Origin of the sequence: Terrabacter terrigena, assembly GCF_042676085.1 — a bacterium.
In the GTDB taxonomy this organism is placed as follows: Bacteria; Actinomycetota; Actinomycetes; order Actinomycetales; family Dermatophilaceae; genus Terrabacter; species Terrabacter terrigena.
The window spans coordinates 222,834-241,993 of record NZ_JBHTKH010000002.1; the positions used below are offsets into that span (position 1 = coordinate 222,834).

Annotated in this window: 15 protein-coding genes and 1 tRNA gene; 3 read left to right on the plus strand and 13 right to left on the minus strand. The window is 72.5% G+C overall.

Going from position 1 to position 19,160, the window contains the following annotated elements; all coding sequences use genetic code 11:
• Nucleotides 1–73: 73 nt before the first annotated feature.
• The 10 genes from ACFQ2V_RS05335 to ACFQ2V_RS05380 all read right to left on the minus strand — a co-directional run bounded on the left by ACFQ2V_RS05335 (nucleotide 74) and on the right by ACFQ2V_RS05380 (nucleotide 9,994).
• The gene (locus tag ACFQ2V_RS05335) at nucleotides 74–550 is read right to left on the minus strand and encodes a GNAT family N-acetyltransferase (protein ID WP_386051420.1); all 477 of its coding nucleotides are present in this window, start codon (nucleotides 548–550) and stop codon (nucleotides 74–76) included.
• A complete protein-coding gene (locus ACFQ2V_RS05340; RefSeq protein ID WP_386051422.1) occupies nucleotides 547–1,680 on the minus strand; it encodes a hypothetical protein in 1,134 nt (377 codons plus the stop codon). Before ACFQ2V_RS05340 ends, ACFQ2V_RS05335 begins: the two co-directional genes overlap by 4 nt.
• A 516-nt stretch (nucleotides 1,681–2,196) precedes the next feature.
• Nucleotides 2,197–2,270, minus strand: a tRNA-Thr gene (locus ACFQ2V_RS05345).
• 102 nt (nucleotides 2,271–2,372) lie between these two features.
• Complete coding sequence (locus tag ACFQ2V_RS05350) at nucleotides 2,373–2,555, minus strand: hypothetical protein (RefSeq protein WP_386051424.1); 183 nt, start codon at nucleotides 2,553–2,555, stop codon at nucleotides 2,373–2,375.
• 111 nt (nucleotides 2,556–2,666) lie between these two features.
• Nucleotides 2,667–4,403 (minus strand): alpha/beta hydrolase, encoded by a 1,737-nt coding sequence (locus ACFQ2V_RS05355; RefSeq protein WP_386051426.1) that lies wholly within the window; start codon nucleotides 4,401–4,403, stop codon nucleotides 2,667–2,669.
• 23 nt (nucleotides 4,404–4,426) lie between these two features.
• Nucleotides 4,427–5,983, minus strand: a complete 1,557-nt coding sequence (locus ACFQ2V_RS05360) for an alpha/beta hydrolase (protein WP_386051429.1) — start codon at nucleotides 5,981–5,983, stop codon at nucleotides 4,427–4,429.
• Between the two features lie 223 nt (nucleotides 5,984–6,206).
• Nucleotides 6,207–7,367, minus strand: a complete 1,161-nt coding sequence (locus tag ACFQ2V_RS05365; protein WP_386051431.1) for a DNA polymerase III subunit delta' — start codon at nucleotides 7,365–7,367, stop codon at nucleotides 6,207–6,209.
• Complete coding sequence (gene tmk / locus ACFQ2V_RS05370; RefSeq protein WP_386051433.1) at nucleotides 7,364–8,023, minus strand: dTMP kinase; 660 nt, start codon at nucleotides 8,021–8,023, stop codon at nucleotides 7,364–7,366. The genes ACFQ2V_RS05365 and tmk overlap by 4 nt, the downstream gene beginning before the upstream one ends.
• 34 nt (nucleotides 8,024–8,057) lie before the next feature.
• Nucleotides 8,058–9,092, minus strand: coding sequence for an aspartate-semialdehyde dehydrogenase (locus ACFQ2V_RS05375; RefSeq protein WP_386051435.1), 1,035 nt, complete (start codon nucleotides 9,090–9,092; stop codon nucleotides 8,058–8,060).
• Between the two features lie 134 nt (nucleotides 9,093–9,226).
• Nucleotides 9,227–9,994 carry a MerR family transcriptional regulator gene (locus ACFQ2V_RS05380; RefSeq protein ID WP_386051436.1) on the minus strand — a complete coding sequence of 256 codons (768 nt, stop codon included), beginning with the start codon at nucleotides 9,992–9,994 and terminating at the stop codon, nucleotides 9,227–9,229.
• 498 nt (nucleotides 9,995–10,492) lie between these two features.
• Between ACFQ2V_RS05380 and ddaH the strand changes: the two genes are divergently transcribed.
• The gene (ddaH, locus tag ACFQ2V_RS05385; RefSeq protein WP_386051438.1) at nucleotides 10,493–11,263 is read left to right on the plus strand and encodes a dimethylargininase; all 771 of its coding nucleotides are present in this window, start codon (nucleotides 10,493–10,495) and stop codon (nucleotides 11,261–11,263) included.
• Nucleotides 11,264–11,305: 42 nt separating this feature from the next.
• On the opposite strand, the gene ACFQ2V_RS05390 is transcribed toward ddaH, so the two are convergent.
• Nucleotides 11,306–11,842, minus strand: a complete 537-nt coding sequence (locus ACFQ2V_RS05390; protein ID WP_386051440.1) for a MarR family winged helix-turn-helix transcriptional regulator — start codon at nucleotides 11,840–11,842, stop codon at nucleotides 11,306–11,308.
• An 83-nt stretch (nucleotides 11,843–11,925) separates the two neighbouring features.
• Between ACFQ2V_RS05390 and ACFQ2V_RS05395 the strand changes: the two genes are divergently transcribed.
• Nucleotides 11,926–14,055, plus strand: a complete 2,130-nt coding sequence (locus ACFQ2V_RS05395; protein ID WP_386051442.1) for an MMPL family transporter — start codon at nucleotides 11,926–11,928, stop codon at nucleotides 14,053–14,055.
• 387 nt (nucleotides 14,056–14,442) lie between these two features.
• Here ACFQ2V_RS05395 and ACFQ2V_RS05400 read toward each other — a convergent pair whose 3' ends face one another.
• A complete protein-coding gene (locus ACFQ2V_RS05400) occupies nucleotides 14,443–15,834 on the minus strand; it encodes a serine hydrolase domain-containing protein (protein WP_386051443.1) in 1,392 nt (463 codons plus the stop codon).
• A 164-nt stretch (nucleotides 15,835–15,998) separates the two neighbouring features.
• Here ACFQ2V_RS05400 and ACFQ2V_RS05405 point away from each other — a divergent pair, with 164 nt between their 5' ends.
• Nucleotides 15,999–18,221 carry an NADP-dependent isocitrate dehydrogenase gene (locus ACFQ2V_RS05405; protein ID WP_386051445.1) on the plus strand — a complete coding sequence of 741 codons (2,223 nt, stop codon included), beginning with the start codon at nucleotides 15,999–16,001 and terminating at the stop codon, nucleotides 18,219–18,221.
• 184 nt (nucleotides 18,222–18,405) lie between these two features.
• Here ACFQ2V_RS05405 and ACFQ2V_RS05410 read toward each other — a convergent pair whose 3' ends face one another.
• Nucleotides 18,406–19,110 (minus strand): FadR/GntR family transcriptional regulator, encoded by a 705-nt coding sequence (locus tag ACFQ2V_RS05410; RefSeq protein WP_386051446.1) that lies wholly within the window; start codon nucleotides 19,108–19,110, stop codon nucleotides 18,406–18,408.
• Between the last annotated feature and the right edge of the window lie 50 nt (nucleotides 19,111–19,160).

Here is a 19,160-nt window from a genome sequence, read left to right on the forward strand (position 1 = left end):
CCGGCGCCACGGCCCCCAAACCTGCGCGGCCTGCAGCTCGCCCCGGCTGGGCCGGCGGAGCTGGTGGGTCGGGTCAGCGGTCGAGGCGCAGGCGCATGGCGGGCCAAGCCGTGCGAACGAAGCCGAGCTCCTCGTAGAGGCCGGCGCCCTCCCCGGTCGCGAACCGCTCGAAGACGCTCGCAGCCGTCTCGTCGCGCAGCCAGTCGAGCACCCCGACCACGCAGGCGCGGGCCAGTCCCTGCCGACGGGCCTCAGGTCGGGTCGCCACGTTGTTGACCAGTCCCCACACGCCGTTCGGGTTGACCGGCGAGGGCGTCTCCAAGCGCAGCGCCCCCATCGCCCCGGCCACGACCCTGCCCTCGCGGTCGTCCGCCACGACGACGCAGACGTGCGGTCCGCAGAGTTCGCGACCGAACCACTCCGTGGCAGCAGCCCGCCAGTCCGGGTCGTCGACGCCGGGCACACCCATGGCGGAGAACATCAGCGCCCGCAGCTCGACGACCGCTGCCACGTCGGCCACGGTCGCCCGCCGCACCCTGGGCTCGCTCACCGGAGCACACCAGCCGCGAAGGCCGGTGCCAGCGGGACGGGCCGAGCGGCATACGTGGTCGTGACGGTTTGGGCGAGGCGTCGGGCGACGTCGGCGAGCTCGGGGATGGCCCGCCCCGCTGCTGCGGTGCGGAGGAAACGGAGCGTCCGGTCAGGCATGCGCGGCATCGGCTTCACCGGGTTGGTCGGCGCGGGCTCGCCGTCGACGAGCGGTCCGAGGCACCAGCTGCCGGCCAGCCACGCCCAGGCCTCCGTGGCGAGGTCGAGGTCGTCGTCGAAGTCCGCGCCGGCCACCTCGGGCCAGGTATGCGAGACGGTCGCCCGCCACCGCGCGAGTGCCGCCTCGGCGGCTGCGGCATCGAGGGACCAGGCACACCAGCACGTCGGCCACGGAACCCGCAGGTAGGCGGCGTCCCAGGCGATCGGCCGCCAGAGCGCCCACTCGAAGTCGAGGAGCGCGAGCCCGGCGTCGGTGACGAGGTTGTTGTCGGGGCACATGTCGGCCGCCGAGAGGCTCGCGGCCTCGACCCGGAAGCGGGACGGCACCGACCCGAGCACCGCGAACGCGCCGGCCGGCACCTCGACTCCGAGGGCGGCAGCCAGGCGGTCCCACTCCGTGACGGCGTCGGTGAGCTGCCCGGGCAGGTAGTCGAGCACCAGCGCTTCGCCCGAGCGGTCACCGACCCCGGCCACGAAGGCCTCGCGGACGGTGCGGCCGGCCACGTGCAGACCCGCGACGGCATCCGCCCAGCCACCCAGCCCGGAAGCAGCGCGGTCGGCGTCGCCCCCGAGGAGGGCGTCGGCCAGGTGCGGGCCCTCGCCGAGGTCGTCCATCACGACGAGCCGCGGGTCGCCGCACTCCGCGACCAGCCGCGGCGTGCGGGCGCGTCCAGCCAGCGCGGCGAGAGCCGAGGCCTCACGCGCGTACGTCTCGGCGCCCTGCTCGCCCACGTAGCGTTTGACCACGTACGCGTCACCGGCCTCCCCCGTCGCCCGCACCACGAGCGTGCGGCGGCTTCCTGGGAAGGGCGCGCCGACGGCATCCAGCCTCGTGCCGACAAGGCGCGAGGCCACCTCGAGCGTGTCGAGGACGAGCTGGGTTCGCTCCGCGTGGGGGCCGGCTGACGTCACCGGGTCACTGTGCCAGAACTGCCCCGCAGTGGCGTCAGCTCGACAGCTCCACGTGGTCGTGCAGACTGCCATCCTGGCCACCACGCCGTGGCGACGTCCGCAACAGCCGGGCCGGTCGGGACTGCGTGGGCCACAGTCTGCGGTGGTGTCGTGCTGCGCCGCTCGAGACGACGTCACCCCCGAGGCCGAACCCCTGCAGCCACGAGCGCGAGAGGTGTCGGCCGGGAGTGGCCCGGAGCGTCGGGCGGGTGGTGCGCGAGTGGTACGAAGGAAATATTGGCGACAATTTCGACGAAAGTGGTTACACCGGGGCACTCATTGACTAACGTCTCTTCTGTAACACCCCCACGGCTGGCACGCACCCCCCCATCCGCACCAGCCTCGAAGGAGCCCACCTGCGCGCGCGGGTCGGGCTCCTTCGCCTTTCCCGGGAGCCGTCCCGGCACGGCTCCGGGCCCTGTGGGCACAGAGAAGGCCCCCGACTCCGAGGAGTGGGGGGCCTTCTGTCTCGCGCTGAGCCGCTTGTCGGAATCGAACCGACGACCTATTCATTACGAGTGAATCGCTCTGGCCGACTGAGCTAAAGCGGCTTGTGTGGCCGCGAGCGAGGCGCGACCGGACACGGAGGTTGAGTATACGCACGACCCCTGCCGGAGAAAAATCGCGATCCGTGGCCGCCCTGACGGCCCGGGTCAGGACTCGCAGACGAAGCCGTCCTCGGGCGCCAGCCGCCGCGCCAGGTAGTCGTCGACGATGCCGTCGGCGCAGTCGTAGTAGCCCGTCTCGAGGGGGTGCCGGTCGAGCCGGTCGAGGAAGGCCACGAACTCGTTCGTCACGGCCTCGGCCTCGGCACCGAGCGGGCAGGTGACGCTCACCCCTGGCCGACACCTCCTCGGCGGGACCCGTCACGGGCGCAGATGCGAGCAGGAGCAGGCCCGCGAGGATCGCGAGGATCGCGAGCGAGACCAAGGGCGCGAGCAGTCGGCTCAGCAGGTCGAGCCGTCGGCCGGCGCAGTCCCCCTGAGCAGGTAACCGTCCACGGCGGAGTCCACGCACGGGTTGCCCGCGTAGTAGGTGCCGTGTCCGTCGTGGTCAGAAGTGAGGAGAACGCCCGATGCGAGGTCCTTCGCGAGCTGCTTCGTGCCGCCGATGGGCGTCGCCGGGTCGCGCTCGTTGCCGATCACGAGGATCGGGGCAGCCCCCGCCGCGAGTGTGGTGCCCTTGGGCGTGCGCCCCGTGGTCGGCCAGGTGCGGCAGTTGTCGTACAGCTCGCCGGTCATGCGGGCCCAGAGCGGGTGGTCCTTCTTGGCCTTGGCCTGGTCGGCAGCCAGCGAGGGGTCGGACGACGAGCGGGGCCAGTCGGCGCACCGCACCGGGATCATCGCCTGCAGGTAGGTGGTCGGCGCGTAGGCACCGGAGGCGTTCCGCTCGACGACCGACATCCCCTTGGCGAGCAGGACGTCGCCGCTGCCGGTGAGGGCCTGGGCCAGACCCCGGTTCAGGGTCGGCCACGAGCTGTCGGAGTAGAGGCACATGAAGATCGAGAAGCCCACCCAGCCCTCGCCGATCGTCGTCAGGCCGGGCTTGCTCGTCGACAGGCCGTGCTGCTCCACCGCGTCGAGCAGGTCGACGATCTTCTGTCGGGCGCTGCCCTTGTCGTTGCCCAGGGCGCAGTCGGGGCGGGCGACGCACCAGTCGATGAAGGCGTCGATCGAGGACTCGAAGCCCTGGATGTCGTAGGTCATCTCCTGCTGCTCGGTCTGGTTCGGCGACATCGCCGAGTCGAGCACCATGCGACCGACCTTCTTCGGGAACGCGTCGGCGTACATCGCGCCGAGGAAGGTGCCGTAGGAGCCGCCGAAGAAGTTGAGGCGCTCGTCGCCGAGGAGCACGCGCATGACGTCCATGTCGCGCGCCACCTCGGCCGTGCTCATGTGCATGGCCCGGTCGCCGCCGCGGGTCGCGCACCGCTCGGTGATGGCATCGACGTCGGCGAGCAGCTTCGTGCGCTCGGCCGCGGAGTCGGGCGTCGGGTCGTCGCTGAAGAGCAGGTCCATGTCGGGGTTGCCGAGGCAGCGCACGGGGCTCGATGCGCCGATGCCGCGCGGGTCGAACCCGACGATGTCGTATGCCGCCCGGACCTCGGGCGAGAAGACGAACGAGGAGTACTGGGCGTACTCGACCCCGGAGCCGCCCGGGCCGCCCGGGTTGATCACGAGCGAACCGATGCGCCTGGACGGGTCGGTCGCCGGCGCCTTGCGCAGAGCCAGCGTGAAGCGCCCACCTGCCGGGTCGGCGTAGTCGACCGGGACCTGCATGGTGCCGCACTCGTGCTTGGCGTTGTCGGAGCAGGGGGACCACGCGACCTGCTGGGTGTAGAAGTCACGCAGGGCCGGCGGGTAGTCGGCCGTGACGGGCGCGCTCTGCGTCGCCGTCGGGGTGGGTATCGGCACGACCGGAGTCGCAGAGGGGGCAGGCGGCGCGGGCTGGGCCACCACGGGCGGGCTGCCGAGGCGCCAGGCCGCGAGCACGACGGCAGCCACGACGGCGACGATGGCGACGGCGGCCAGCAGCGTGCGCAGCGACGAGCGGGCAGTCGCGGTGGTGCTCGACGGGACTCCCGCGGGACCGGACGCACCGGTGGGCGCCGCGTAGCTCGGCGGGAGAGCGGCATACCCGGTCGGGGCCTCGGGGAGGTCGTCGGGACGCGGGCTGTCACTCATCTTCGGTCACCAACATCCGTCGCTCAGCATCGGAGGCCGTCCTTGGGCACGCGCCCCTGGACGTAGTAGGCGTCGATGGCGCTGTCGACGCACGTGTTGCTCCGACCATAAGCCGTGTGCCCGTCGCCGTCGAAGGACACGAGCACGGCGTTGTCGAGCTGGTCACGAAGCCGGGCCGACCACTCGTAGATCGTGGCGGGGTCGCGGGTCGTGCCGACGACGACGATCGGGTCGCTGCCCGGAGCCCTGACCTTGTGCGGCCCACCAGCAGCCTTGGCCGGCCAGACCCCGCACGGAAGAGCGCCCCAGGCCAGGGTGGCGCCCCACGTCGGCGCCTTCGCCGAGAAGTCCTTGGCGTAGGTCTCGTACGCCGACAGGTCGGGGCTGTCGGGGCGGTCGAGGCAGTTGACGGCGTAGATCGACTCCATGAGGTTGCCCTGGTAGCCACCGCCGGGCCTGCGGTCGGCGTACGCGTCCGCCAGCTGCATGAGGCCCTGGCCGTTGCCGGTCTTCGCCTGCTTGAGCGCATCGGTGAGAATCCCCCAGGCACCCTGGTCGTAGAGGGCAACCGCCACGCCGAGACGCGCCCAGCCCTCGGTGAGCTGCGGCGCACTCGGGTCGCCGGTCGGCAGCGGCTGCTGGTCGATCCGGCGGAAGAGCTCGTCGAGTCCCGTGCGAGCGGCCTCCGGGGTGTCCCCCAGCGGGCAACCCGACTCGGTGACGCAGTCCTCGAGGTAGGCCTTCGTCGCGATCTCGAAGCCGCGTGCCTGCCCCTCGCCCAGCTGAGCACTCGTGAGGTCGGGGGGCACGACGCCGTCGAGGACGACGCGTCCGACCCGCTGCGGGAACAGGTCGGCGTACGTCGAGCCGAGGAAGGTGCCGTAGGACTTGCCGAGGTAGTTCAGCTGGGGGTCGCCGACGGCCGCCCTCAGGATGTCCATGTCGCGGGCGGCGTCGGCGGTCGACAGGTGCTTGACGAGCTCGGGGGCGTCGGCGGCACAGCCGTCGGCCATGGCCTTGGCCTGGGTGCGCAGAGCCTCTTCCTCGGGCGCGTCGTCGGGGGTCGGGTCCGTGGACAGGAAGCGGTCGAGGGCCTTGTCGTCGAGGCAGTCGATCGGGTCGGAGCCCGCGACACCGCGGGGGTCGAAGCCGATGAGGTCGTAGTAGCGGCGCACCTCCGGGCCGCCGATCGTCTGGGCGCCGCCACGCACGTAGCTGACGCCCGACGCCCCGGGCCCACCCGGGTTGACGAGCAACGAGCCGATCCGCCTGGCCTGGTCACGCGCCTTGACCCGCACGACCTTGATCGTGAGGTCCTTGGCCGGGTCGGGGGCGGCGTGGTCGAGGGGCACCCGCAGGTCGGCGCACTCGAGGCCGCCGCACGCCTGCCAGTCGAGGCGCTGCGAGTAGTAGGGGGCCAGCGCCTCGGTGGGGGCGGCTGTGGCCGGCGGGAGGCCGGTCTTCGACGCCGACGCGACGGGCGGTTCGCCGGTCGTGCACGCCGCTGCAGCCACGACGAGCGCCGTGACCACAGCCATCGTGGACAGGGCACGGGAGATGGCGGCAGGGCGCGTCGTCATGCCCGAAACCGTAACGCGTCGAGCCGTGCCCAGCCGCATCCGGGAAGCCCGGGAGGCCCGCGCGCTGGACACCGACGACGTATGCCGTCAGGCGGGCTATGGGGGCTCAGGGCGGGCTCTGTCTGACCGTGGCGGGCTTGGCGGGCTTGGCGGGCTTGGCGGGCTTGGCGGGCTTGGCGGGCTTGGCGGGCTTGGCGGGCTTGGCGGGCTCGCGCCCGCCCGGTCAGACCCCGAGGTCTCGGGGGACGCGCAGCTGCAGGGCCATCGCCTCGAGCGCGAGCAGGGGCGGCACGTTGGCGTTGATGCGGTCGCGGGCCTCGTTGATGGCGTCCATGGCGGCGAGCAGCTGCTCCGGTGTGAAGACGGCCGCGAGGGCGCGCACCTTGTCGATGGCGTCGGGGTTGACGAGGTCGACGTCGGAGCCGAGGCGGAGCACCAGGGCGTCGCGGTAGACGGAGGTGAGGTCGACGAGGGCACGGTCGACGACGTCGCGGCCGTAGCGGGTCGCCCGCATCTTCTGCTCGCGCTCCAGGGCCGCCAGCTGGGAACGGATGTGGGGCGGCTGGGTGCGGGCGGTGAGGTCGGCGCCGAGGGTCTCCATGAGCCGGGAACGCTCTGCGGCGTCGCGCTCCGCGCCCGAGGCCGACGACTCCTCGTCGGCGATCTGCGCGAGGTCGGCGGCAGCGCCGATGGCGTCACCGACGCCCTGGATCCTCGTCGCCATGGCGATGACGTCGCGGCGCCGGATGCGGGCCTGCTCGTCGCGGGCGAGCCGTCGGGCCAGGCCGACGTGGGACTGCGCGGCGCGGGCGGCATACAGGGCCATCGCAGGGTCGACGCCGTCTCGGCGCTGGAGGAGGTCGGCGACCGCCTCGACCGGCGGCGTACGCAGGCGGACGTGGCGCGAGCGCGAGCGGATCGTGACGATGACGTCCTCGAGGCTCGGCGCGCAGAGCATCCACACGGTGCGCGGTGTCGGCTCCTCGAGCGCCTTGAGCAGAGCGTCGGCGGGTGCGTCGGTGTAGGCGGTGAGGCGGTCGGCGTCCTCGATGATGATGATGCGCCAGCGCCCGACCGACGGGCGCAGCGCCGCCTCCTGCACCAGGGCACGGGCCTCGGCGACCTTGATCGACAGGCCCTCGGTCGCGACGACCTTGACGTCGGCGTGGCTGCCGTCGAGCGCGGTGCGGCACTCGCGGCACTCGCCGCAGCCGCCCTGCGGGCACTGGAGCGCGGCGGCGAACGCACGGGCGGCCGTGGAGCGACCCGACCCGGGCGGCCCCGTGAAGAGCCACGCGTGCGTCATCGCCGTCTCGTCGCGCACGGCCCGTGACAGCGTCTCGATGGTCGGCTCCTGGCCGACCAGGTCGGCCCAGACCGTCATGCGCGGCCTCTCGTGACGCGGTCGATGCCGTCGACGACCGCTGCGTGGAGGTGCTCGACGGGCTTGCTCGCGTCGAGCACGAGGTAGCGCTCGGGGTCCTGTGAGGCGAGCTCGAGGTAGCCGCGGCGGACCGCGGCGTGGAACGCGTCGGCCTCAGACTCGAGCCGGTCGTGGACGTCGCCGCGACGCTCTCGCCCGACCTCGGGAGACACGTCGAGGACGATCGTCAGGTCGGGCAGCAGGCCTCCGACGGCCCAGTGCTGCAACGCCGTGATCTCGTCGGCACCGAGCTCGCGCCCGGCGCCCTGGTAGGTGATGGAGCTGTCGACGTAGCGGTCGGTGATGACGACCTTGCCGTCGGCCAGGGCCGGCTTGATGAGCTGGTCGACGTGGTGCGCCTTGTCGGCAGCGAAGAGCAGCGCCTCGGCCCGGGCCGCCACGTGGTCGCCGTGCAGCACGAGCTCGCGGATCTGGGCGCCGAGGGGCGTGCCACCCGGCTGGCGAGTGACGAGCACCTCTCGGCCCTTCTTCTCGAGCACGTCGGTGAGCAGGCGCACCTGGGTGGTCTTGCCGGCACCGTCGCCGCCCTCGAAGCAGACGAAGAGCCCGGGGGCGCTGCCGACTCGGGGGGTCGCGGCCGCGAGGTTCTCCGTCACACCCCCGACCCTATGCGACCGCGAGGACAGCCGGTCAGCGGCGGGCGAGCAGCTCCTCGGCGATCTGCACGGCGTTGAGGGCCGCGCCCTTGCGCAGGTTGTCACCGACGACGAAGAGCACGAGGCCCTTGCCCTCGGGCGCGGCCTGGTCGGCGCGCACGCGACCGACGAAGACCTCGTCACGACCGGCGGCCTCGAGCGGGTTGGGCACGTCGGTGACGATGACGCCGGGAGCATTCTTCAGCAGGTCGAGCGCCTCGTCGGGCGTGATGTCCTCGGCGAACTCCGCGTGGATCGCCAGGCTGTGGCCGGTGAAGACCGGGACGCGCACGCACGTGCCCGAGACGCGCAGGTCAGGGGCGTGCAGGATCTTGCGCGACTCGTTGCGCAGCTTCTGCTCCTCGTCGGTCTCGAGCGAGCCGTCGTCGACGATCGAGCCCGCGAGCGGCACGACGTTGAAGGCCACCGGGACGGCATACACCGCGGGGTCGGGCACGGCGACCGCGCGACCGTCGAGCGCGAGGCCGGCGGGGTCACCGGCGGCGTACGTGCCACGCAGCTGGCCGTCGAGCTCCTGGACGCCCTTGCCGCCCGAGCCGCTGACGGCCTGGTAGCTGGACACGTGGAGGCGAACGAGGCCGGCCTTGTCGTGCAGCGGCTTGAGGGCCGGCATCGCGGCCATCGTGGTGCAGTTCGGGTTGGCGACGATGCCCTTCGGGATCGTGTCGAGGTCGGCGGCGTTGACCTCGGAGACGACGAGCGGGACGTCGGGGTCCTTGCGCCACGCGCTGGAGTTGTCGATGACCGTCGCGCCCGCGGCGGCGACCTTCGGGGCCAGCTCCTTGGAGGCCGCGCCGCCGTTGCTGAACAGGGCGATGTCGATGCCGGAGAAGTCGGCCGTCGCGGAGTCCTCGACGACGACGTCCTCGCCCTTGAACGGGAGCGTCGTGCCGGCCGAGCGCGCGGACGCGAAGAACCGCACCTGCGTGACCGGGAAGTCGCGCTCCTCGAGAAGGGCGCGCATGACGCCGCCGACCTGACCTGTTGCACCGAAGACACCGACTCGCATGTCACAAGGTTACGGCCCGGGCCGTGCAGGCCCGGGCCGCGTTCATCCTTCGGTCAGCACCGACCTCGCCGGGTCGATGTGTGCACGCGGCCCACGGCCCGCGCGGATACATCGACCGGCGAAGGAGGCGCAGCTCAGCCGGCGGTCTCGTGACGGTCGGCGTTCGCGTGGATCGCGTCGCGCACGTATCCCGCCAGGCCGGGAGCGAGGTCCTCGTACGTCTTCGTGAAGCGCGGGTCGGCGACGTACATGTCGGCGAGCGCGCGGTGGAAGGTGTGGTCGAGCTCGTAGAAGCGGTCGTGGATGTGCAGCCGGTGCTGCTCGGCCGCGTCCATCGCCGCCTCGCTCGTCGGGGGCTGCCCCGACCGCAGGGCCGCGACGAGGGCCGTGTTGACGGCTTCCATCTCGGCCTTCACCTGCGCCCAGTCGGCCTTGGTGTAGCGCTTGGTGCGGGCCGCGGACTGCTTCCACGCGTCCGTGTCGCCCCAGCGCTCCTGCGCCTCCTGCTCGTACTCGTCGCTGAAGCCGTCGCCGAAGAGCTCCTTGAGCTCCTCGGGCGTGGCGGGTTCGTTGCTCATCTCTCTCTCCAGTGCTCGGTCGATGGCCGTGACGAGCTCGCGCAGCTCGTCCAGCCGGGTCATGACGGTCGCGCGCTGACGACGCAGGTGGTCGGCCGCGTCCTCACCGCCACCCAGCAGGGTCGCGATCTCGTCGAGCGGCAGCTCGAGCCGCCGGTAGACGACGACCTGCTGCAGGCGGGTGAGGTCCGCGGCGGTGTAGAGCCGGTATCCCGCCCGCGAGCGCGCGCTCGGGACGAGCAGCCCGATCGCGTCGTAGTGGTGCAGCGTGCGCACCGTCACGCCGAAGAGGTCGGCGACCTGCCCCACCGTCCAGGTGGTCATCTCCCGCGTCCTTCCGGTCCTGCCGGTCATGCCCGTCATGGCACCGAGCGTGACGCCTCACGTCGCGTGAGGGTCAACCCATTCAAGACGAGACCGCCGGATGACACGGCCGTATGCCGACTGGTCGGGGGCCACGCCCGTCGGCCCGACGGTGCCGCGGACGCGCACGAGTGGCGACTCCGTCTCGTGCACCGCGATCGGCGAGCGGGTCGCGGCGAGAGCCCGCGCCGTCCTCCGACTCCCTGCGCTACTTCACCTCGTTCGTAAGCCACGCGTACGCGACCGACATGCGGCGCCCTGTCCGCTGCCCACCCGCTCGCGGTCCGGCGCTGCGTCGACATCAGGGACCTCGCGGGCGGCCGGGTCGGCGTACCGGGAGCAGCCGACCCACACGGCACAGACCCCGGGGTGGTGGCCGACGGCCCGCTCCGACGAGAAGCCGACGCTCGCGTCCTGACCGCCCACGGTGACCGGCACTGCCACCCATAGGGTGAGCGCGTGCACCGCCGCCTCGCGCTCGTCCGCCGACCCTCCCCCCGACTCGCGGACGGGATCGTGACGCACCTCGAGCGTGCGCCGATGGTGGACGGCGACCTGGCCCTGCGACAGTGGCAGGAGTACGTCGACGTGCTGCGACGCCGTGGCTGGGCGGTGGTCGAGGCCCGGGCGGTCGACGAGTGCCCCGACGGCGTCTTCATCGAGGACCAGGTCTTCGTCCACGGCGACGTCGCCGTGCTGTGCCGGTCCGGCGCGCCCGAGAGGCGGAGTGAGCAGGCCGGGGTGCGCGAGGCGGTCGAGGCGCAGGGCTACCGCACGGTCGGGATCGACGCGCCGGGCACCCTCGACGGGGGTGACGTGCTCAAGCACGGGCACCACGTCTGGGTGGGAGTCGGGGGACGCACGAACACGGCCGGCGTCGAGCAGCTCGCCCGCGCGCTCGAGGCGCACCGTGTCGACGTCGTGCCGGTGCCGGTCTCGAAGGTGCTGCACCTCAAGTCCGCGGTGACCGCGCTTCCCGACGGCACGGTCATCGGCCACCTGCCCGTCGTCGACGACCCGACCGTGTGGCCCGAGTTCCTGCCCGTGCCCGAGGAGGCCGGGGCGCACGTCGTGCTGCTGGGCGGCCCGTCGGTGCTCCTGTCGGCGGCGGCGCCGCGCACCGCCCAGCTGCTCGCGGCCCGCGGGCTCGACGTGACGACGGTCGACATCTCCGAGTTCGAGAAGCTCGAGGGCTGCGTCACCTGCCTGTCGGTGCGCCTGCGGGGCTGACGGCACTCGGCATACGACGTGGCGCGCTGGTCGCGCGCCGACTCAGGACATGAGGTTGCGCATCGCAGCCGTCGCGCCGAGCAGGTAGCGCTCCACCACGTCACGGTCGTGGTCGTCGAGCGAGGCGTCGAGGTCGGCGAGCGCCTCGAACATCGGGCGCATGCGGGCGAGCACCTCGGCGCGACCGGAGTCGGTGATGAGGACCTCGGTGCGTCTGCCGTCGTCGGGGTGGGCGCGCCGCTCGGCGTGGCCTCGCGAGACGAGCCGGTCGACGACGCCTGACGACGCCGCCGACGTGACGCCGAGCAGACGCCCGATCTCGACGGGGCCCAGCGGGCCGCGCATGAGGTGGCGCAGCGAGTGCAGTTCGGTGGTGGAGAGCCCCGCCTTCCGGGCGACGACGGCCGGCACCGCCTCGGACACCTCGACGAGCTCCTGCAGCGCGGCGAGCGTCGCGGTCGTGCGCCACTGCGGAACTCCGGGGACCAGGCCCACCTCGGGCAGGTCCGACCCGCCGGACCCTCCCGACGGCTCGGGGTCGCCGGGACCACCGGGGTCGCCGGGGGACACGTCTGTCACAGCGCGACGCTTCGTGCTAATGTCACTCACCAACTTAGTAATCATCTGAGTAACTTTGTTACCCATCGTATCTCGGAGGTCTGGTGCAGGGTCTGACCGACACGATCGTGCGGCGGTGGTGGGCCGTGGCCATCGTCATTCTCGCGCTCGCCGGCGCCATGGGCGTCACGAGCGTTCTCGGCGAGGCGACCCGCAGCGCCGCATCCACCGACCAGCTGCCCGTCGGCTCCGACAGCGCAGCGGCCGCCCGGCTCCACGAACGACTCCCCGAGGCGAAGGGCACGACGGCGGTCGTGCTCTTCACCCGCGAGGGTGGCACGCTCAGCGCGACCGACGTGGCGGCCGTCGAGACGCGGGCGCGCGAGCTCCCGGGCGGCGGCCGCATCCCCCTCCAGCGCAGCGACGACGGCAGCGCCGCCCTCGCGGTCGTCCCGGTCGCCGCCGAGAGGGCCTCGGAAACCTCGAAAGCCGTCGCCGACATCCGGGCGACCGCGAGCCAGGGGCTGCCCGACGGCCTCGCGGCACGGGTCACCGGACCGGCCGCGGTCGAGGCCGACCTCGCGAAGGTGTTCGACGGTGCGAACACCCGCCTGCTCGTCGCCACCGCCTCGGTCGTCGCGCTGCTGCTCGTGATCACCTACCGCAGCCCGGTCCTCTGGCTCGTGCCCCTCGTCGTCGTCGGCGTCGCCGACCGCCTCTCGGCCGTCGTTGCGACCCACGTCCTGTCAGCCTTCGGGCTCATCTGGGACGAGTCGACGATCGGCATCCTTTCGGTACTCGTCTTCGGCGCCGGAACCGACTACGCCCTGCTCCTCATCTCCCGCTACCGCGACGAGCTGCGCTGCCACGCGGACCGGCGCGAGGCCCTGGCCTTGGCCCTGCGGCGTACCGCCGAGGCAGTGCTCTCGAGCGCCGTCACCGTGGTCGTGGGCCTGCTCACCCTCGCCCTGTCGCTCTTCCCCGCGACACGCGGGCTCGGCGTCGCCTGCGCGGTGGGCGTCGTCGTCGCGGCGGCATTCGTGCTCCTCGTCCTGCCTGCGGCGCTCGTCTGCTTCGGCCGATGGGTCTTCTGGCCCAGGGTCCCCCATGTCGGCGAGGACGCCCTGGCCGACGGCCGCTCGCTGTGGCGTCGCGTCGGCGACCGGGTGGCGGCGCGGCCACGGCGGGTCATCGGCGCGACGCTCGTGCTCCTCGCAGTGATGGCCGCCGGGCTCTTCGCCGTCGACACCGGGCTGAGGCAGTCCGACCAGTTCCTCCAGAAGCCTGAGGCCATCGCGGCCGGCGAGCGGCTCGCCCAGTCGTTCCCGGCGGGCACCGCCGACCCCGCGGTCGTCGTGACCACCGGCGACGCCGAGCGGGTGCGCGCTGCCGCCGCCGCCGTCGAGGGGGTCGCAAGCGCGCGCGTCGTCAACGCGGGCGACGGGGTCACGGAGGTCGATGCGGTGACCAGCGCGGCGCCCGGCACCGACGCCGCAACCTCGACGGTGCGGGCGCTGCGCGCCGCGGTCGCACCGGTCGCGCAGACCCACGTCGGCGGCACGGAGGCCGTTGCACTCGACCAGGCCGAGGCCTCCTCGCGCGACCGGTTCGTCATCCTCCCGCTCGTGCTCGCACTGGTGCTCGTCGCCCTGGGCCTGCTGCTGCGCTCGGTCGTCGCGCCCGTCGTGCTCGTCTCGACCGTCGTCGCGACCTACCTCGCGAGCATCGGCGCCTCGTGGTGGATCTTCACCAGGGGCTTCGGCTTCTCGGCGCTCGACGACAGTGCACCGCTGTTCGCCTTCGTCTTCCTCGTCGCGCTCGGCGTCGACTACAACATCTTCCTCGTCACCCGCGCCCGGGAGGAGTCGCGCGCCAACGGCTCACGGGCTGGCATGCTGCGCGGCCTGGCGGCGACGGGTGGCGTCATCACGAGCGCCGGCATCCTGCTTGCCGCGGTCTTCGCCGTGCTCGGGGTGCTGCCCCTCGTCGTGCTCGCGCAGATCGGCGTCATCATCTGCGTCGGCGTCCTGCTCGACACGCTCGTCGTGCGGACGCTGCTCGTCCCGGCGATCGGCATCGTGCTCGCCGACCGCTTCTGGTGGCCGCGACGCCCGCACCCGGTGTCGACCAAGGTACGCCCTGGCCAGCGCCCCGGCGACAGCTACGGCGACAGCTACGGCGACAGCGACCGGGCGGCCGTCAGCCACGTCCCGGGCCCGGCCTCGGTGGACTGAGGACGATCGAACCAACCTTCGACAAACTCTTGACAAACATCGGCCTGCGACTTTCAATCTCCGTGTCGGCACCCATAGACCGCTCAAGACCCCTCGAACGGACACCACACGGAGACCCGCTGACCCCCCGGTGGGCCTCCGGTCTCGGCCGAACCCCCTCCCAGCTGGCCGAGGCGGATGGGGCCGCGCGTCGGACTCCCTTTCGACGCGCGGCCCTCTTCCTCCGGCCCGACAGTCCCGCGCGCAGCTGCCGACGGGAAGGCGCTGCAACCGCGAGCCGGCCTCGCGGTCGGCGCTCGCAACCCCCGCGACGAACATCCCGGACGAGACGGCCGGTGTGCCGCGGCAGGCCGGCGCAGGCCGGCGACGCGAGGCCCGGACAGGCCACTACCGCCAGCCGGCCTCGTCGACGCCACCGGGCACGTCGGCGGCCGGGTCGTACGGCGTGCGCGTGAACCGGAACGAGGCAAGGTCGAGGTGCGACGGCGTGCCGTCCGAGGCCCTGACGACACGCAGCGGCTCCCCGGTGTAGTAGCCGTCGAGGCCGACCCACTCGTCGTCGCCCGTGGGGGCGAACCTCGAGCCACGCCCCTGTCCGGGCTCGCCGAGGACGAGGTGCTCACCGACGGCCTTGGCGACGGACACGGACGGCCCCCAGTGCCAGGTGCCGACGATCTCGAGCACGCTCGCGTCGCCGGCGGCGTGCCACGGCTCGGGGGTCAGCGGTTCACGCTCGACGAGGGCCGCGAGCAGGTCGGGGCCGATGGCGCCCATCCCCGCCGTCGAGTTGGCCAGGACGACGACGCCGTCACCCGACTCGACGGCGACGCGCAGGCCCGCGAGGAAACCGGGCATCGAGCCGCCGTGGCCGGCGTACCGGGTGCCCTCGAGGTTCCACACCTGCCAGCCGAGCCCGTGGGCGACGGTCCACGGCAGGCCGGGGTTGTCGGCGACGGTGTGGGGCTCGTACATCTCGTCGAGGGTGTCCTTCGACAGGACGTCACCGGTGTCGCCCCCGGCGAAGGCGGCCCAGCGCGAGAGGTCCTCGACCGTCGCCCAGAGCTGGCCCGCCGGGGCCATCGCGCCCGCGTCGTGCTCCGGCTCGGGCAGCAGCAGGTCGGCGAAGGGGTGCACAGCGAGGCCCTGGGCCGCCTTGCCCGCGGGCCGGGTCGTCGTGCGGGTCATCCCGAGCGGTTCGAGCAGGTCGCGGCGGACCACCTCGAACCAGTCGGTTCCGTGGGCGCGGGCGACGAGCTCGCCGAGGGCGGCGAACCCGACGTTCGTGTAGTGGAACCGGCGGCCAGCCCGAAAGCGTTGCCCCACAGGCGAACCCGCGAGGGCATCCCAGTCGTCCCCCGGCGTGCGCTCCCACCAAGGGCCGTTCGTCTCGGCCTGGATGCCGCCCCCGTGCGAGAGCAGCTGGGCGATCGTCGCCCGGCCGAGCTGCGAGCCCTGCACGTGTTCGTCGAGGTGGTCCGACAGGTCGAGCCGCCCAGCGTCGCGCAGCCGCATGACCGCGACGGCCACGAAGGTCTTCGTGATCGAGCCCATGCGGTACTGGGTGTCGGCGTCGGCGGTCTCGCCGCCGACGCGGCCGTCGAGGGTGCCGACGGCGTCGGACCACACGAGTCGGCCGCCTCGCACGAGGCCTGCCGCGACGGAGGGCAACCGGCTCGCGCGCTGCTCGGTGGCGAGCAGGTGGTGCAGGTGCCGGGCGGTGGACGGGTCGAGGGCCGGCGCCGAGGCGGTGTCGACGGCGCCGGCGGGGCTGGTGCTCACCCGCTCCACCCTAGGCCGGCGGTCTCTGGCGTGGCGCAGACCACCCCGGCAGGATGGGACGGCAGCCCCACGGCCGCGACCGATCCGTTATCTTGACATCAAGATTTATTCGAGGATCCTCTTCTCGGATCTGCACGACCCGCAACCCGAACGGAGCACCCGCGTTGGACTCGACAATCATCTACACGCACACGGACGAGGCGCCCGCCCTGGCCACGGCCTCGCTGCTGCCCATCGTCTCGGCCTTCGCCAAGCAGGCCGGCGTCGAGGTCGAGACGCGTGACATCTCGCTCTCGGGTCGCATCATCGCCGGCTTCCCCGACGCCCTGAAGCCCGAGCAGCGCATCGGCGACGCCCTGGCCGAGCTCGGCGAGCTCGCCAAGACGCCCGAGGCCAACATCATCAAGCTGCCCAACATCTCGGCGTCGATCCCCCAGCTCAAGGCCGCGATCGCCGAGCTGCAGGCCGCCGGCTACGACCTGCCCGACTACCCCGACAACCCGACCACCGACGCAGAGAAGGCGGCGCGGGCGGCATACGACAAGGTCAAGGGTTCTGCCGTGAACCCCGTTCTGCGCGAAGGCAACTCCGACCGCCGCGCCCCCGCCTCGGTCAAGAGCTACGCCCGCAAGCACCCGCACTCGATGGGCGCCTGGAGCACCGACTCGCGGACCAACGTCGCCACGATGGGCGAGCACGACTTCCGCCACAACGAGAAGTCCGTCGTCATCGCCGCCGACGACACCCTCCGCGTCGAGCTCGTCGGCGCCGACGGCCGGACGACCGTCCTCAAGGAGTCGATCCCGGTCCTTGCCGGCGAGGTCGTCGACGCGACGTTCATGGACGTCGCGAAGCTGCGCGACTTCCTCTCCGAGCAGGTCGCCCGGGCCAAGGCCGAGGGCGTGCTGTTCTCGGTGCACCTCAAGGCCACGATGATGAAGGTCTCCGACCCGATCATCTTCGGCCACGTCGTGCGCGCCTTCTTCCCCGAGCTCTTCCGGGCGTATGCCGCCGAGCTCGCCGCCGCCGGCGCGTCCCCCAACGACGGGCTGGGCGCCGTGCTCAAGGCCGTCGAGGGGCTGCCCGCCGACCAGCGCGCCGAGGTCGAGGCCGCGGTGAAGAAGGGCTTCGAGGACGGCCCCGCCATCGCGATGGTCGACTCCGACAAGGGCATCACCAACCTGCACGTCCCGAGCGACGTCATCGTCGACGCGTCGATGCCGGCGATGATCCGCACGTCCGGCCACATGTGGGACGCCGAGGGCAACGAGGCAGACACGCTCGCGGTGCTGCCCGACAGCTCCTACGCCGGCATCTACCAGGTCGTCATCGACGACTGCCGCGAGAACGGCGCCTACGACCCGGCCACCATGGGCTCGGTGCCGAACGTCGGCCTCATGGCGCAGGCCGCCGAGGAGTACGGCAGCCACGACAAGACCTTCGAGATCCCGGCCGACGGCACCGTGCGCATCGTCGACGGCTCGGGCAACGCGCTCATCGAGCACACGGTCTCGGCCGGGGACATCTGGCGCGCCTGCCAGACCAAGGACGTGCCGATCCGCGACTGGGTCAAGCTCGCGGTCGCCCGCGCCCGCGCCACCGGCGCCCCGGCCGTCTTCTGGCTCGACGCCGACCGGGCACACGACGCCAACCTCATCGCGAAGGTCGAGGAGTACCTCGAGGAGCACGACACCGAGGGCCTCGACATCCAGATCCTCAAGCCGACCGACGCGATCGCCTTCTCGCTGGCCCGCATCCGCAAGGGCGAGGACACGATCTCGGTCACCGGCAACGTGCTGCGCGACTACCTCACCGACCTCTTCCCGATCCTCGAGCTGGGCACGTCGGCCAAGATGCTCTCGGTCGTGCCGCTCATCAACGGCGGCGGCCTCTTCGAGACCGGCGCCGGCGGCTCGGCCCCGAAGCACGTGCAGCAGCTCGTCAAGGAGAACTACCTGCGCTGGGACAGCCTGGGCGAGTTCCTCGCTCTCGCAGTCTCCTTCGAGCACCTCGCCGGCGCCACCGGCAACGAGCGGGCGAAGGTCCTCGGCGCGGCCCTCGACCGCGCGACTGGCACGCTGCTCGACGAGAACAAGGGCCCGGCCCGCAAGGTCGGCCAGATCGACAACCGCGGCAGCCACGCATGGCTGGCCCTCTACTGGGCGCAGGAGCTCGCCGAGCAGACCGACGACGCCGCACTGGCCGAGACGTTCGCCCCGGTGGCCAAGGCGCTCGCCGACACCATCGACACGATCTCCCAGGAACTCGTCGACGCCCAGGGCCACCCGGTCGACATCGGCGGCTACTACCGCCCCGACGCCGACAAGGTCGCCACCGTGATGCGCCCGTCGAAGACCTTCAACGAGGTCATCGACGCGCTCGCCTGAGCCGACCTCCCGCTGGGAGCAGGTGCCCACCCGACCACGCCGGCCGGGTGGGCACCTTGCGTATGCCGTCGGGTGACGCTTCCGCGTCCGCCCCGCGACCGGGCCGGACGGCAAACGCGGTCGATGTCAGCGCCGACCGTCGACGGACTGTCCGGTGCCGTGCCGGTGGAGAAGGCCGGGGAGGTTAGGCCTCCGGGTCGCGGAGGGCGTCGGTCGCCTCGACGATGATCGCCTGCATGGCAGCCGCGGCTGCAGCACCGTCGCCGGACTGCACCGCCTCGGCGACGTCACCGTGCAGCCGCACCGCGACCGGGTTCGGCGTGCTCGGCATGAGGTCGTGGTGGGTGCGGCCCGCCAGCACCTCACCGACGACGTCGCCGAGCGCGGCGAGCATCTCGTTGCCCGAGGCCGCCAGCAGCGTCGCATGGAAGAGCTGGTCGGCCCGCAGGTACGCCTCGAGGTCACCGGACTTCGCGTGCACCGCCATCTGCACCACCGCCCCCACCATCACCCCGCACTGCCCCGGCGTCGCATGCGCGGCCGCGAGCTCGGCCGCGACCGGCTCGATGCCCCGCCGCAGGTCACCCAGCGACAGCAGCTGCTGCTCGCGGCCCGGACCGTCGAGGCGCCAGCGGATCACCCGCGGGTCGAACACGTTCCACGCCGAGCGCGGCAGCACGCGTACGCCCAGGCGCTTGCGCGCCTCGACCAGCCCCATCGAGTCGAGCACCCGGACCGCCTCACGCACCACCGACCGGGACACCCCGTAGCGCTCGTCGAGCTGGTCGATGCGCAGCACGGTGCCGGGGGCGAGGTCACCGGTGACCACCTGCCGCCCGAGGGTGTCGAGAACGCTCGCGTGGAGGGCGGGACGGCGGGCGATGGGCACGGCGACAGCCTGTCACATGACCGCTGTGACGTGGTCCCCGCCTCATTAAA